The organism is Dermatophilaceae bacterium Sec6.4 (genome assembly GCA_039636865.1).
GTDB lineage: Bacteria > Actinomycetota > Actinomycetes > Actinomycetales > Dermatophilaceae > Allobranchiibius.
The window spans coordinates 2,846,917-2,860,912 of sequence record CP144172.1 but is presented as its reverse complement, the minus strand read 5'-3'; the positions used below and the strand labels follow the sequence as shown (position 1 = coordinate 2,860,912).

The 13,996-nt window shown below is 63.7% G+C and carries 18 protein-coding genes; 10 read left to right on the top strand and 8 right to left on the bottom strand.

What is annotated here, in order from left to right; all coding sequences use genetic code 11:
- Positions 1 to 23: 23 nt before the first annotated feature.
- From V3G39_13620 to V3G39_13595, 6 genes are all read right to left on the bottom strand, one after another.
- The gene (locus tag V3G39_13620) at positions 24 to 770 is read right to left on the bottom strand and encodes a hypothetical protein (GenBank protein ID XAS75683.1); all 747 of its coding nucleotides are present in this window, start codon (positions 768 to 770) and stop codon (positions 24 to 26) included.
- Positions 767 to 1,708, bottom strand: a complete 942-nt coding sequence (locus V3G39_13615) for an ATP-binding cassette domain-containing protein (protein ID XAS75682.1) — start codon at positions 1,706 to 1,708, stop codon at positions 767 to 769. The genes V3G39_13620 and V3G39_13615 overlap by 4 nt, the downstream gene beginning before the upstream one ends.
- Before the next feature lie 64 nt (positions 1,709 to 1,772).
- Positions 1,773 to 3,359, bottom strand: a complete 1,587-nt coding sequence (locus V3G39_13610) for an alpha/beta hydrolase (GenBank protein ID XAS75681.1) — start codon at positions 3,357 to 3,359, stop codon at positions 1,773 to 1,775.
- Positions 3,356 to 3,823, bottom strand: a complete 468-nt coding sequence (locus V3G39_13605; GenBank protein ID XAS75680.1) for a hypothetical protein — start codon at positions 3,821 to 3,823, stop codon at positions 3,356 to 3,358. Before V3G39_13605 ends, V3G39_13610 begins: the two co-directional genes overlap by 4 nt.
- Positions 3,824 to 4,498: 675 nt before the next feature.
- A complete protein-coding gene (locus tag V3G39_13600; protein XAS75679.1) occupies positions 4,499 to 4,753 on the bottom strand; it encodes a ribosomal protein L7/L12 in 255 nt (84 codons plus the stop codon).
- A 167-nt stretch (positions 4,754 to 4,920) separates the two neighbouring features.
- Positions 4,921 to 5,643 carry a hypothetical protein gene (locus V3G39_13595; GenBank protein ID XAS75678.1) on the bottom strand — a complete coding sequence of 241 codons (723 nt, stop codon included), beginning with the start codon at positions 5,641 to 5,643 and terminating at the stop codon, positions 4,921 to 4,923.
- A gap of 418 nt (positions 5,644 to 6,061) precedes the next feature.
- Between V3G39_13595 and V3G39_13590 the strand changes: the two genes are divergently transcribed.
- Both V3G39_13590 and V3G39_13585 read left to right on the top strand, forming a co-directional pair.
- Complete coding sequence (locus V3G39_13590) at positions 6,062 to 6,532, top strand: nucleotidyltransferase domain-containing protein (protein XAS75677.1); 471 nt, start codon at positions 6,062 to 6,064, stop codon at positions 6,530 to 6,532.
- Positions 6,529 to 6,852, top strand: coding sequence for a HepT-like ribonuclease domain-containing protein (locus V3G39_13585; protein ID XAS75676.1), 324 nt, complete (start codon positions 6,529 to 6,531; stop codon positions 6,850 to 6,852). Before V3G39_13590 ends, V3G39_13585 begins: the two co-directional genes overlap by 4 nt.
- A gap of 599 nt (positions 6,853 to 7,451) precedes the next feature.
- Here the strand turns inward: V3G39_13585 and V3G39_13580 are convergent.
- Positions 7,452 to 7,670 (bottom strand): hypothetical protein, encoded by a 219-nt coding sequence (locus V3G39_13580; GenBank protein ID XAS75675.1) that lies wholly within the window; start codon positions 7,668 to 7,670, stop codon positions 7,452 to 7,454.
- A 764-nt stretch (positions 7,671 to 8,434) separates the two neighbouring features.
- Between V3G39_13580 and V3G39_13575 the strand changes: the two genes are divergently transcribed.
- The 3 genes from V3G39_13575 (at position 8,435) to V3G39_13565 (ending at position 9,559) form a co-directional block, all read left to right on the top strand.
- Positions 8,435 to 8,788 (top strand): hypothetical protein, encoded by a 354-nt coding sequence (locus V3G39_13575; protein ID XAS75674.1) that lies wholly within the window; start codon positions 8,435 to 8,437, stop codon positions 8,786 to 8,788.
- 109 nt (positions 8,789 to 8,897) lie between these two features.
- On the top strand, positions 8,898 to 9,134 hold the full coding sequence (locus tag V3G39_13570) for a type II toxin-antitoxin system Phd/YefM family antitoxin (protein ID XAS75673.1): 237 nt from the start codon (positions 8,898 to 8,900) through the stop codon (positions 9,132 to 9,134).
- Positions 9,131 to 9,559, top strand: a complete 429-nt coding sequence (locus V3G39_13565; GenBank protein ID XAS75672.1) for a type II toxin-antitoxin system VapC family toxin — start codon at positions 9,131 to 9,133, stop codon at positions 9,557 to 9,559. Before V3G39_13570 ends, V3G39_13565 begins: the two co-directional genes overlap by 4 nt.
- 71 nt (positions 9,560 to 9,630) lie before the next feature.
- Here V3G39_13565 and V3G39_13560 read toward each other — a convergent pair whose 3' ends face one another.
- Complete coding sequence (locus tag V3G39_13560; GenBank protein ID XAS75671.1) at positions 9,631 to 10,683, bottom strand: MFS transporter; 1,053 nt, start codon at positions 10,681 to 10,683, stop codon at positions 9,631 to 9,633.
- Positions 10,684 to 10,762: 79 nt separating this feature from the next.
- On the opposite strand from V3G39_13560, the gene V3G39_13555 reads away from it, so the two are divergent.
- From V3G39_13555 to V3G39_13535, 5 genes are all read left to right on the top strand, one after another.
- Positions 10,763 to 11,194, top strand: a complete 432-nt coding sequence (locus V3G39_13555) for a DUF6278 family protein (GenBank protein ID XAS75670.1) — start codon at positions 10,763 to 10,765, stop codon at positions 11,192 to 11,194.
- A gap of 653 nt (positions 11,195 to 11,847) precedes the next feature.
- Positions 11,848 to 12,030, top strand: coding sequence for a DUF4177 domain-containing protein (locus V3G39_13550; protein ID XAS75669.1), 183 nt, complete (start codon positions 11,848 to 11,850; stop codon positions 12,028 to 12,030).
- Positions 12,031 to 12,640: 610 nt separating this feature from the next.
- Positions 12,641 to 12,880, top strand: a complete 240-nt coding sequence (locus V3G39_13545; GenBank protein XAS75668.1) for a ribbon-helix-helix domain-containing protein — start codon at positions 12,641 to 12,643, stop codon at positions 12,878 to 12,880.
- The gene (locus tag V3G39_13540; protein ID XAS75667.1) at positions 12,880 to 13,191 is read left to right on the top strand and encodes a type II toxin-antitoxin system PemK/MazF family toxin; all 312 of its coding nucleotides are present in this window, start codon (positions 12,880 to 12,882) and stop codon (positions 13,189 to 13,191) included. Before V3G39_13545 ends, V3G39_13540 begins: the two co-directional genes overlap by 1 nt.
- Positions 13,192 to 13,303: 112 nt before the next feature.
- On the top strand, positions 13,304 to 13,561 hold the full coding sequence (locus V3G39_13535) for a hypothetical protein (protein ID XAS75666.1): 258 nt from the start codon (positions 13,304 to 13,306) through the stop codon (positions 13,559 to 13,561).
- Positions 13,562 to 13,996: the final 435 nt, after the last annotated feature.

Below are 13,996 nucleotides of genomic sequence, written 5' to 3'. Positions count from 1 at the left end.
TACCGGACCGTCCGCGGTCCGGCTCATACGACGTCGCGCCGTTGGACGGTGATCAGTCCGGCGGCTGCTGGTACCAGGGCCCATGCGGTGATAGCCAGTAGCGCGGCCCACAGGCTGACGTTGGCCCCAACGCCAGCAATCACACTGAAGAGGGTTGCCGGGATCCACGGACCCGCCCCACTGAACAGTTGGGCGACCAGCGGCGGGAGCAGGAACACCACCAGCAGAGCGGCAGTCACCGCGCCCCCGACATTGCGAATGATGCCCGCCAGTCCGGCTCCGAGCACCGCGCCGATCATCCCGGCGAACGTGGCAGAGGCCAGTAGCTGGGTGATGTCGCCGGCCGATAGCAGGAGGCCGTAGTCCGTGCCGGGCAGGGCCAGGGCGACTCCAATGATGATCAGGGCCTGACCGATGAGTGCGAGGACCGCGCCGGACACCATCAGTGCGATCTGTTGAGCAAGGACCGCGCGGGTGCGGTTCGGGGAGGTGAGGTACATCGGGACGACCGTGTCGTGCCCGTATTCACGAGCCACGCAGATGGCTCCGAACAGGCTCGTGCCCATCAGCGCGTTGAAAGCGAAAGCCACCAGGGACTGCTGATCGGCAGCGGTAGCGACAAAAGATTTGCTCCCGTCCGGCTGGGTGGCGAAGGCGACGATGGCAGCGTTCAGTGCGGCCACGAGGACCAGCACGGCGATGAACACCCAGGGCAGTTTTGTGGTGGTGATCTTGCGGATCTCGCCGCGGACCAGTGGCGCCAGGATCATCGCACTGCCTGCCGTTCGGTCGTTGCGCCAGTGGCTGCGGCAACATTCGGAGCAGCGGACTGCTCGTCCTGGGTCCAGGCCAGGAAGAGTTCCTCCAGCGACCCGGCCTGAGGAGAGAGCTCGTGCAGGGCGATCTGCGCGGCACAGGCCCGGTCGCCGATCTCTGCGATGGGGATGCCCCGCACGACCAGTTCGCCCTCCTTGGCGGCGTGCACGGTGGCACCAGCCGCGGACAGCAACTGCGTCAGCTGTTCAGGCGCATCGGTGCGCACCGTGGTGCCAACCTTCTGCAGGGCGGACAACGTACCCGTGGTCACGACCCGGCCGTGATTGATGACGACGATCTCATCGGCGAGGTGTTCGACCTCGTCGAGCAGGTGGCCGGAGACAAACACGGTGCCGCCCCGCGCGGCTCGCTCGCGCAGTAGGTCTCGCAGCCAGTGGATGCCTTGGGGGTCTAGCCCGTTGCCCGGTTCGTCGAGTACGAGTACCGGTGGGTCGCCGAGTAGCGCGGCCGCGAGCCCGAGGCGTTGGCGCATCCCGAGGGAGTACCCGCCCACGTGGCGGTCCGCCGCGTGCGTCAAGCCCACGTCGTCCAACAGTTTGGTGATCCGGTCGGGGTCGACGCGGGCCCCGTCGGCCAGGATGCGCAGGTGGTTGCGCCCGCTACGACCTGGGTGAAAGGCGTTCGGCTCCAGGACCACCCCGACACTCCGCGCTGGGTCGGGCATGTCGCGGAAGCGTCTACCGCCGATCGTGGCGTGACCGTGCGCGGCCTTAGCGAGGTCGAGCAGGACCTTCATTGCAGTCGACTTACCCGCACCATTGGGCCCCAGGAATCCGGTGACCCGTCCGGGGTGGACGGTGAACGTGAGGTCATCGAGCACAACCTGGTGGCCGTAGCTCTTGGTGACGTGCGTGAACTCCAGTGGCAACATGATGGGGTCCTTCTGTCGGAGGGAACGCGCATCTGGTGGCGCCGTCGAGATGGTCATGGACGGCTCACCCCGCTGCTCGTGTCTGCGCGAGCACCGTGTTGGTCATGACCGTGTTGAACAGCACTGGCTGCTCGAACAATGGCCGGTGACCGGAGGTGTCGAAGACGATCAGCTGCTTGCTCGGCGCCCGGAGGGTCTTGAACCACTGCCGTGCGACTACGGAACGGGCGCCGACTTCGTGGCGTCCCTCGATGACGTACACGGGCACCTTGAGCGCAGTGACCTGGGTGCGGAAGTCGATGCCCTGCAGCTGGGGATAGAGCACGGCGAATACGTCGATGACCCCGGCGAAGCCGTGTAACTGCTCCAGCAGGCTGTATTCCTGCACGAAGATATTAGTGGAGTAACCGCCGGCACTCTCGGCGTTGGGGCTGTGGTCGTAGGGGTAGACCTTACTCTCGTAGGTCAGCAGGGCGGGTTCGTATTTGCGGACGTCGGCATAGGGCGGCGGCCCGTTCGCGGTCAGGGTGTTCACCAAGGCGGTGTTGTTGGTGCGCCGAGCCCAGGCCAGGGTGTCGGCGTAGAAGATGCGGTCGGTCGCGCGGATGCTGACCATCTGGCCGGTGCCGATGTACGCCCGGTACAGCTCGGGGTGCTGTTGGGCGGCCAAGACCCCGAGGATGGTGCCCCAGGAGTTGCCAAGCACGTAGATCTTGTCCTGGTGGAACCGGTCACGTAGGTAGTTGGTGACCCCGACCGTGTCGCTGACGGCCCCTTCGAGGGTTAGGGACGAGGTGGGTTCCAGTTGGTCGTAGGACTTGCCCGAACCGCGCTGGTCAAGTGTGACGACGGTGAACTCCTTCTCTAGCGCTTGTCCGTGGCGGCGCATCGCCCCCATCTCCCCGGCACCCGGGCCACCAGCGAGGAACAGCAGAACCGGGTTGGTGGTGCTGTTCCCCCGGATCATCAGCCCGAGGCTGTGACCGCCGACGTCGACGCGGGTCAGCTCAGCGACACTTCCGGGCACGGTGCGCCCGCCGGCACCCACGATGGGCGCGGTGCTCGCAGGCCGCAGAATGGCCAGGCTCAGCGCCACCATCGCCACGGTCACCAACACGGTAAATGTGCGGCGGGTCCACGACCCGGTCCGGCGCCAGCCGCGTCGGACCTTCCCGGTGCCATTGAGGTGGCGTGCGACGGCGGCGCCGAAGGTGGCGCCCAGCAGCATCGGCACGATCGCCAGTAGCCCCTGCAGGCCGCGACCCAGCACGAACGAGATGATCCCGAGCGTGCTTCCCGGGTGGATGCCGTCGACTAGTGGGCCGGTCGTTCTGACGCGGATCAGCTCGAAGACAACGATGAAGACCGCGGGGGCAGCGAGCATCGCCCACCGGGTGCGCATCACCAGGCCCGCGAACACGCCGACGAGCAAACCAAGGATGATCGAGGTCAGAGCCTGCAGTTCGGTGACAGGTCCCCGGGGCGTCCATACGCCCGCCAGGACACCGAAAAGTGCCGCGGCGGCGCAGGCCACACCAAGCGCGATGCGTCGGTCCAGCGACATGAGGCGCCGGGTGAGTGCGTTCATCTCACCCGCGCTGGCCGCGAACCGGCCCCTCACAACGGTGCCCGCACGACCCGTTGTCATCATCGGTCCTGGCCTACGACCGTGGCTCGCTGCTCGTTGGGTTTCGCCGAGGGAACTAGCGAGCTCGAACCGAGTGGCTGCGCGTGGGTGCCGGTCACCGGCTGCTCGTCATCGGGGCCGCCGACGACGTACGCCAAAGTCGCGAGAAAGCCGAGGCTTACCAGCCCGCCGACCAGCACGACGATGAACCAGGTCTTATCTGGCAGCTGTGCGGTGTTCAGGACCGCGCCGATCCAGGCGACGAACTGCACAGTAACTGCCGCGAGCATGCCCAACGCGGCAACCCCGCTGATGCCTAGCATCACCCAGCCGAACAGGCCCGCCTTGATCCCCACGACGTCGGGACCATCCATGACGAACACATCATTGCCCAGGGCTAGCGCGCCAGCCACGATGAACAGCACGACAGACGCAGCCATCCCGACCAGGCTGCTCCAGAAGAGCTTGACAACTGTCGACTTGCGCACCTTGACCATCTCCGCCCACCAGACTGCTATGGCCAAGCACCGTCGGCCATGGGCAAAGGTCCCGCTTTGCCCCTAGACCCGATGTCGGGGTGCCGCGTGGACGATGGCGAGGAAGGGTCCGAGTCACGTACCTCACAGATGATCGGGACGTCGATCACAGCCGCGGGGCCGAACACTATAAAGGTCCTGTGCACACTCGGCGACCGCGGTTAACCCGTCGTCGGCACCGTCGATTACGTCCATGACGACTCTCCATAGACCGCCCGATCAATGCAACAAGATCCCTGCTCCGTGAACGAAACCCCGGTACGGCCAGTCGCGCGGCGGCGCGCCCACCGGTGGGCCCATACGCTGCAGTCATGTCGCAGCGGTCCGGGGTTGGTGCTGCCGACGTCGCTTGGTTTGGTGTGGAGCTCGCGGCTTACGTCAGCGTCGGGTGGTGGGGTGCAACGCTGCGCTGACCGTTCAGCAGTCCGGCATGAGTACCCACGCGAAGCGCTCAGCACGCACTGAACGGACAGAATCTGCCCTGCTGCTCAGGTCCTGCCTCCTTGTCCAACCACGTGCCCTGCCGCTATGTGGCCTGCGACCGCAAGACGATCGTTCTGCGGTTATCACTCAGACATCTCACGTCGCAGAGGGTCGTTGTTACGAGCACTTCGGTCTCGCCTGCCACTAGGCACCTGAACCGTGTTTGTCGAACCTGTCGACGAAATCTTTGGCTTCCTTCAGGCCTAAACGTCCTCCGGTGGCCTCGCGCACCCGTTTGATTGCGAGGATCTTCTTGCCTTGGTCAACGAGGTCGTGCGCTTCGCGCAGTGTCTGTGGGTCGATCAGGGTGACAAGGTACTCGTCCATCTTCTGGCCGATTTCCCGGCGTGTTTGCTGCTCGCGGCGTCGATGGTCAAGGAATCGCTGGAGGAAGTTCATCGCCTGATGATCGCAGTTTGGGGGACCTAATCGACTTCCCCAGTGGACCCGTGTCACTGGAGGAACCGTCACTCGCGACCGCGGGCAGCGCCGAATCGATGCCCGGTGCTCAGACCGCAGGGAGTGTTCTACACGGTCTCCTATAGGGGCGGCCACCGCGTCGAGGGTCAATCCCCAGACACGACCTGCCCGTAGTCGTACCCGAGTGTGTCCAGCATCGGTGCCGAGTTGACCTGGGTGGGTGTGTCGCCCCGTAGGCCGGCGGTCTTGGTGGTGGCAAGGTAAGAGACGTCATACCCGGCCCGACCCGGGGCCACGAAACACGCGTTGTCGGCGCTGATCAGATGAGTATGGGGATTGGTCTCCACCAGGTTGCCGAACCACTGCAACCAGCCCGTGCAGTTGCGCAGGGTTGCTGAGGGTCCTCTGGTGTCGACGTGATGGTTGTAGTACCAGATGTTGTCGGCATCAACCGGATTCTTGGCGGGTCCGTAACTGGCGCGGTGGGTGGTCTCAACGAACCGGTCGCTAGTGGCGATAGGTGCACCCGTGGTGGAGGTGTACCCCACCAGGTAGCTCCATTGCGCGCCTTGGACCGGGTAACAGGTGAACCGTAGATCGCCGCCATTCTTGGACTCGACGTTCAACTCCGGCAGAAGCGCAGCGCTGCGAGACTTCTTGACCTGGGCAACTTCCCATGAAGCGTGTGCCGCGCAGTCACTGCGCGCCCAGAAATGCGCCATTCCTCTGGTGCCGTGTACGAAGACCGACCCCGCCGGGTGCGACTCGGCGGCCGGGGCCGGGACGGCCTGGGCTGGGGTGGCCAATGCCATCACCGAGCCTGCCACGGTCAGACCCAACGGCATTGCGATCAGTGCGAGCTTCTTCATTAGTTTCCCCACGTTGACAGGCGACGACGCCGCCATGAGTATGTCCGGATACTTAACGAGCCGCGGCGCGTGCGCCGTCTCGAACTGCGCGCTGCACTGGTGACCGCCTCCCACCCGGGCAAACCAACGACGCCCGGCTACCCCTCCAGCGTCGCCGGTCTTGCCACCTTGTTCCTATCGGGCTCAGTCGCAGCTTTGACAAAATCGGAGGCCTAGGTCCTGCGTGACACCAGGTAGCGCAAGCAGATTTCGGTAGGGCCATCGCCAGAGCGGCTCAAGCGCCCCGACTGTGTCCTCCGGCGCTGCGCCTCCAGGTTTAGCCCCCCCCAAAGGCTCAAGTGATGCCCGTTTCGGGATCGCTGACCGGGACGGGAACGGGTCTGGTGTGAGTTCGCATAGCAATTGCTATATTTGTGTCATGGCGATGGATCTAACAGAAGTAGCTCGTCACACCGACGAGGTCACAGCCCAGGCCCGTCTCGAGCTGGTGAGCGCGGTACGACGGGCCGCAGCGCAAGGCTTAACGCAGACCCAAATCGCCCAGGCAATCGGCCGGAGTCAGCCTGAGGTGTCGCGATTGCTGCGGTTCCACGGCACGTCACCGCTGGCGTACCGCCTACGTCGAAATGCCGAGAGAGTCCGGCAGTCGGTGGCCGAAGCCGGTGGCACCCGGGTGCGGGTTTTCGGATCGGTGGCCTCTGGTGAAGACAGACCTGATTCCGACGTGGACCTGCTGTTCGCGATGGGGCACCCATTGAGCCTGATGCAGCTGGGTCGCCTTGAGCAGCAACTGGCAGACCTGCTAGACGCACCGGTCGACCTGGTGCCCGAATCAGCGCTTCGGCCCGACCTTCGAGAGCGCGTTATGCGTGAGGCAGTGTCGTTGTGAGTCGATCGGCGCAGGAGTTACTGCGTGAGGCTCTTGTCCACCTGGAGCTGGCGAGCGAGTATGCCGCCGTCGATGGTCTGGACCAGCTCGTCGTCGACGCGATCTGCATGAGGCTGTCTGCCGGGATCGAAGTACTTGCCCGGCTCGAGCCGGACGTGCGGTCTCGCCTGTTCGAGGACGACTGGCAGATCATCTGGGGAATGCGTAACCGCATCGCTCACGGTTATTTGCTGGTGGACCCTGAGATCGTGCGCCAGACGATCAAGGTCGACCTGCCGGGCATCGTTCGCCGGGTCAAGCGCGAGCTCACTGGCGGCTAACCATGGCGCTCGTGTCCCGGTCGCGGATCGGTGACCGGAACACCATCTTGGATGCTGTCTCGTATAAAACACCGTGCGGAACAATCCCGCAGATCTGAGCACCGAGCACCGATTCGTCGCTGGCCGTCGCCGGTCGCGGTTCGATTTGCGGGACGCGGAGAGTCCCGGTTGGTGCGTTTTCCAGATGGCCTTGGCGGTTGCAGCGGAGATGGTGCCGTGTCGAACTCGGTCTGCGCGGAGGTTTGCTGGCTGCAGGAAACCTCGAGTATTCACTGAACCTGGAGCGCGAATCGTGGCGAGCAGCTCGATCGGCGACCTCGTCCCGGTCACCGATCGGCCTTTGGAGCGACCTCAACGGACGCCAGCGGAGTCGTGCCCCATTCCGCCCAGATAGGGCTACTCGAGATACGGCGGTTTCACTGTCCTGGACCGAGCCTTGCCAGACACCGATCCTGGGGTCAGGACAACAAGCAGCCGAGTTGAGGACGTTTCGCCGAGCTGCCGAGAAGAGGACGTGTCGACGCGCACAAGTGAGGAACTCTCGAGCGGCGCCACCATCATCATCATGGCCATTTGGTGGCCGAAGGATGGCCTGCCGGTCAGCTCCGGGCGGGGTCCAACATTTGCCGGCGCCCGGACTCCAGGACTGCACCGGACAGAGCGAATCCGCCTATGAGCACGAAGATCAGGTAGATGAACTCGCCGCTCGCCTTGTCGACGACGGCGGCTGACATGATCGTCGCCGCCCACACCAAGGACATCAGCAGGATCACCCGACCGTAGGCCGCACTCAACCGCTTCTGCGTCTGCTCGGTCATCATCTCTCCCATTCACTTCGCTTCTAGTCTGCTTCGTGCTCACAGGGGTCGCCAGGGTCGAAGGTCCCCGACGTGACGAGGGCTTGGGCGGATAGCAGGCGGCACGATATGGAAGTCGGAACTCTTGGTCGGTGTCGAACGCAGCTTGGTGGTCGGCGGCGCTGCCGGCCTCCCACTTAGCCTCCTTGTCGGCAGGAAACATGACGACCCACTCGGGCACGATTTATCCTCTCATCGCAGGACACACATCACGGTGACGAGCGGGGGCCGCTGATTTCGACACTCGGGGTAGGAACACCTTCGAACCCCCGTCCACCCCGCACATCCATTCACAAGGAACGGCCCACGACGCTGCCGCAACCGCGCACATTGAACCTGCGTCCTTCCGCCGCGTATGACCGTCAAGCGAAAGGCCGCCAGGCGCCTGATGCTCGTGTCTATTGCTGTCCCACACGCCGAACGACGAAGGGCGACAGAGCGGGCGGAATCCACCTCGAGCCCGAATCCTTCCGGAGGGGTGCTCCATACGGGACGCCATGGCACGTGGCGGTGTCCGATTGGCGGATGGATCACCGGCACGGGATCCTCGCGCAACAGGCGGAAAGACCGGAGAAGGTCCAAGCTGCCGCATGGTGGCGTGGGGCTCTATTCGTGGTGATGATGATGGCGTGCGTTTTCGCGAACATGTTGCGTCCTGCCCCGACGGGCAGCCACCCGATGGGTCCCGTCGTCTGGACTTATGCCCAGACTTCAACGCGTTCCCCGTGTGGGTCGGCAACGGCCCCAGAGGCGCCGAGCCGCGGAACCTGTCTGCGCAGCTCACCGCACGCCTGACCGCCTGGGCACAGGAATGGGAGGAGAAGATCTCTGCTGCCCACAGCCCGGACAAGCTGGCCAGGGATCACTGGCTCAGCCAGTACGACGACCTCGCCGCGTCCCTGCAGGCCGAAACCGGCGCCACTGTCGTCGATCACGGACTTATCGAGCTACGCAGCGAAGACTGCCCCCACTGCGGAACGACCGCTCTCCTTGACCGCGCGCGGGCCAAACGCGCGGGGCGGCACCCCCACCGTGACTCCTCATCCGACCCGCTTGTGACATGGCACCCGTACTCCTAAACCCGTCTAGTTCGTCGATCGCCTTGCGGACCAGCTGCGGTGGCTGCCGTGTTGCTTAGGACGCGTTGCTCAGCTAATGTAGGTACGTACCTACATTAGGAGGTTTGCGATGACGACAATGAGTGCCCGCGACTTCAATCGCGATGTCAGTGCCGCCAAGCGGGCGGCCGATCACGGTCCAGTTGTCATCACTGACCGAGGGCAGGCGGCCTATGTGTTGTTATCGGCCCCGACCTATGAAGCCCTCACCGACAAGCGCAGCATCGTGGACTGGCTACAGACGAATAGCGATATCGAGTTCGAACCGGCTCGGTTGACTTCGCTGCCACAGTCGGCGGATCTTTGAGTTTTCTGCTCGACACCAATGTTGTCAGCGAGCTGCGTAAGCGTCCCGGCGTGGTGGACCCGGGAGTGCTGGAATGGGCGCAGCTGCATCCCGCGCGGGACCTGTACATCAGCGTGGTCACAGTCATGGAGATCGAGTTGGGCGTGGCACGAATTGAGCGCCGCGATCGTCAGCAGGCTGCCGTGTTGAGGGATTGGATGCACACAGGAGTTCTGGCCGGGTTCGACGGTCGCATTCTGCCCGTCGATGTCGACGTGGCGCTTCGCGCCGCGCATCTGCATGTGCCAGATCCTCGTCCCGAGCGTGACGCATTCATTGCTGCGACCGCGCAGGTCCATGGGTTAACTGTGATCACACGGAACATCAAGGACTTTCAGCCAACTGGGGTGGCGGCGGTAGACCCGTGGGCAACGCCCGGTCGGTAGTCGCCGACTGCAAACTTTGTCGCGCAGGCCGATGGTCTTTCGGCACCGAGTTCTAGACCTCTGGGCTCTTATCAGTCGTCGGTGGTCGGTGCTCTGGAGCTGGGTGGGGTTCCTCTCATCGAGAGGATCTGTTTTCGAAGGATCAACGAGCCGCCGAGCAGGCCGATCAGCGCGGAGCACAGCAGGGCGCTGCGTAGTCCGATCCAGGCGGCGAGTAGTCCGCCGGCGATGGCACCGATGGGTCGTACTCCCTGGTTGATGGTGCGGAAGGCGCCGTTGACCCGTGAGCGGATGTCATCGGCCACTTCGATGGCGAGGATGGTGCCGAGCGTGATGTCGGCCCAGACCGCGGTGACAGCGGCGATGAATTCACCAGCCGCGAGGGTCCCTGCCGCAAGGAGCACGGGGCCGCGGGCTTCTGGATAAAAGAGAAGACCGGCCGGGTAGATGAGGGAGGAAACCGCCAGTAGCCGGCCCAGGCCGAGGCGCGTCTCCACACGCGCGCAGGTCACCGCGCCAACGAATGCACCGATCGCGCCGGTGCCCAGGGCGATACCGATGGCGGCCGGTGTCAGGTGCAGTGTGCGTACCGCATACAGGGTGAGCACACCGGTGCTCATGAAGACGGCCAGGTTCGTTAGCCCTGAGGAGGTCAGTAGGGCCCGCATCAGCAGGGAACGGTAGACCCATCGCAGACCCTCGCCCACTCCCTGTCCGTGGGTGCTTTTCGCTGGCGCTGGTTCGGTGGGATGGATCCGCGCTAGTTGTACCCCGCTGATCAGGAAGCTGGCCGCGTTGAACACCAGCGCGACGGGTGCTGTCAGCGCGCTGACGAGCACACCACCCAATGTGAGACCGACCGTTTGGGTGACAGCCTCGCTGCCGCGTAACCAGCTACTGGCCGTTACGTACTGATCGCGCTGGATCATCGAGATCAGGACGGCCTGGTAGGCCACACCGAAGAACACGTCGAAAACGCCCACCAGGAACGCCACGAGGTAGAGCTGGATGAGTGTCAACCCACCGAAGGCGAACGCAATCGGGATAGACAACACCGCGGCCGCACGGGAGAAATCGGCCACCAGCATCACGACCCGGCGATGCCCGTGTCGGCCAATCTCCATGTGCCGATTGAGGATCGGTGGGCGGACCGAGTGCACAAGAACTCTGCGGTGCTTCGGGACCTCGTGGGACCCTGAATTCATGCACGGGAAATGGCGGCAGTGGCTGCCCGGGCCGAAGCACGGGATCGCTCGTGGGGTGGTTGTCTGGGGATCTGCCGGTGCTGCCGATCCGACGGCAACGTTTGAGTTGATGGGTCAATGTAGGCACCTACGAGCCTGGGCTGTTGACCGCGGCATCGACTTGGACGATGCACCCGACAGCCTTCCTGCGTTGGATCGTCTCGTGGCAACCTGGTCCGGTGACCCAGCGGTCAGTTCTATCTTGGATCTCGAGGCTGGCGGTTACCTCGGCACCGTGATCGTCAGGCACGTACCTGGTTCTGCGTGGCGATCCTGGCCCAATGGTCACCCCGTCGTGCACGTGTCGTCCGGTCGAGATATCGACGTCATCGCGCAGGCAGCGTCCCATCCGGGCAGCCTGGCCGCGATCTACACCAATGCCAGCATTTGATCGTCACGACGGAAGGCCGTGAGCCTGTCACCGCGTCCTCGGGACGTGGCCTGAGGTCAGCCTCGCCAACCCGGTGAGGGATCGATGACCGGTACGCAGAACGGCGCCGTGCACAGGATTTAGGACTTCGTAGGGCCGATGTCGAAAATGGCCGGGCGTCCGAAGGGAAGAGCAGATTGAAGCAGGCAGATGGTGGGAGGGCTTTCGGCCCTGGCGTCCGTTGGGGGCTTCAGGAACGCTGAAAGACACGTGCAGCGAGTGAGAGGGGCAACGTGATGACCGACCGGATCCGGGAGCAGCTGAGTGCCGCCTACGGTCGAATGATCTTGCAGATGTCCTTCGTGTGGGTCGCGACGATGCTCGCAGCCGGAGTTGTAAATAAGACGAGTGGCGACTTCGTTTACCTATTTTTTGTACTCATCGGAGGCTTCACCTTGTCCAGCGCTGTCCTGGAGTCCGGACGTCGGCGCATCCTGGACCGAGCTCTGAGTTGACAAAGGGACGACCCCATGGGCGGGGGTGCGGTGCCTACGTCGCTCGAGTAGCCGGGACACAAGGAAAGGAGCTTCACATCTGCCCGGCGCCCGGCTCGAGACGAACAGATCACCAGGGATGCATGATGCGTCAAACACAACAACCATGGGAGATCTGAAATGACCGGCAAGCAGTACAAGGTACACGTTGAGAAAGGCCGCCGCTTCACAGGAAGCTTCGACCCGGAGAGCTTGGAGGACGCACTCAATAGCAATGCCGCCGACGGCTGGCACGTCGTGAGCAGCACCTGGAAGAGCATGAGTTCTGAGGTCCTGGTCATCTTGGAGCGCGACGGCCAATAGAGCACGCTCCACACCACGCACCGGAGGCCTTGTGAGCGTTCACGACTGCGAACGTGATCGCTAGAGGAAGGTATTTCGGCAGCGACTGGTGGCCCGACGGAGAATTTTCTCACCCCAGATCACCGACCTACGGCCAACACGATCTATTGGCCACCGTGTGACGAAACCCCACCACTCAGCGGGACGTCACCCAAGAGTTCCCGCGGGTCTTCGTATCGCTCGATCCGGGAGATGGCCACGAAAATACGAAAACGATTACGGCGGTAGTCGCGGTTCGTTCCCATGGGCCTAGACCGAGCGCTCCGGCTACCCATGAGGCCGCAACCAGTACTACGAGGCCGCACGCCCATCCGATAGCTGTGGGGGTGGGGCACGCGGATCGCCTGACTTCTTTGTGCTCCGGAGCCGTCGGGTTTGAGTTCATCGACGACGCTCAATGGTGAAACTTTCAGACCACCCCCCTCGGGGCCGTCCCGGGCTGGTCCGTAGCGATCACTGGCCGGTTCACCGGGACGGGATGGCTCATCGGCAATGAAAAACCGCCTGCGGGGAGTCCAAACCCACCCATTCTGCATACCAAATGGTTTACATCGCGAGATAGACTGCGGTGATGACCACACAGATCGCTATCCGTCTCGATGACAGTGAGCTCGCGGCCCTCGATGCTGAGGTCGCCGACGGCCGTGCGGCTAACCGCTCCGAGGCCGTCCGCCACGGGATCGCCCGCCTCCAACGGGATCAGCGTTATCGCGGGGAAGAGGCCATCCTTATCGACCTCGCCCGGCGGGGCGAGCCGATCTATCCAGATCTCGACGGTGTGTTCGATCTGCCGCATCCCGCGTTGGACTGATGCGCACCATCGCGTCAGTACAACTGGACAAGCGTCGACCAGCGCTGATCCTGACACGGCAGTCAAAGCTCCATCTGCTGACCTGGCTAACCGTGGCGCCGATCACCAGCACCATCCGGGGAATCACCAGCGAGGTTGCTGTCGGGCCACGAAACGGGCTGGACCATGACAGCGTCGTCAGCTGCGACAACATCACCACGGTGCGAGTGAGTGCTGTCGGCGACACGATCGGCCTACTGTTCGACGACCAAGAACCCGCACTGGCCCGCGCGATCAGTGACGCCTTCGAACTCGATCTGATGCCCGAATAATCCCTGCTGGCCGACTACTTGCGAGTCGACAGGGCCCACCGTGCCGTCTCGGTCGATGATCCACTCACGACAAGGCATGAACCGATACGGTGCATTTTGAGGCCATTACGTCATGGCTATGAAATTCAACTACCGGCTGAGGCAGATCAGGCCCTACGCGCTGCACGCTGCCGAAGAACACCGCAGCGTGCAGCATGAAGTGGTTCATGCCATTGAGGACTACCTTGCTCGGCGTCAGACCGAGGACGTCAAGGCCGACCCGGAGGCGCTGTGCGCGCTGGCCGAGGCGCGTGAGTGCGTTCGTGCAGGTGATGTGGTTTACAGAGTCGAAGCGGCCCGTGCTCTCATCCGGGACCGCCACGTTTCGTGAATGAACCATACGAACTCGGTACCGCCGCGCCCGATCGACGAGCTCTCGCCGATCGACGCCCGCCCCATGTGGCCGCGGGAGCGATGGAGTTCATCACGGGCCCTCTCCTAGGGAAGCCCTAGCGCGTCGGTAAGGCGCTGGCCGAGGAGCTCACCGGTATCCACAGCGCGCCTCGGCAGGGACCGGCGCGTGCTTTGCGCGATTATTGACGACAAGCACGCTGTGATCGTGCTCGACATCCAGCACACGGCCAACGCCTACCGATCTCGCTGACACGAGGAAAACGTCACCGTAGGTTGATCGCTCGCCGAGACACAGTGGGGGTGAATCGTCAGTCTTTGAGATAGCCGGTGTCCGAGCCGAGTTCGGCGAGGAAATCTTGTGCGCCGGGGACAAGGTCTGCTGGTGTTGCCCATGATGGTCTGAACGACGAGT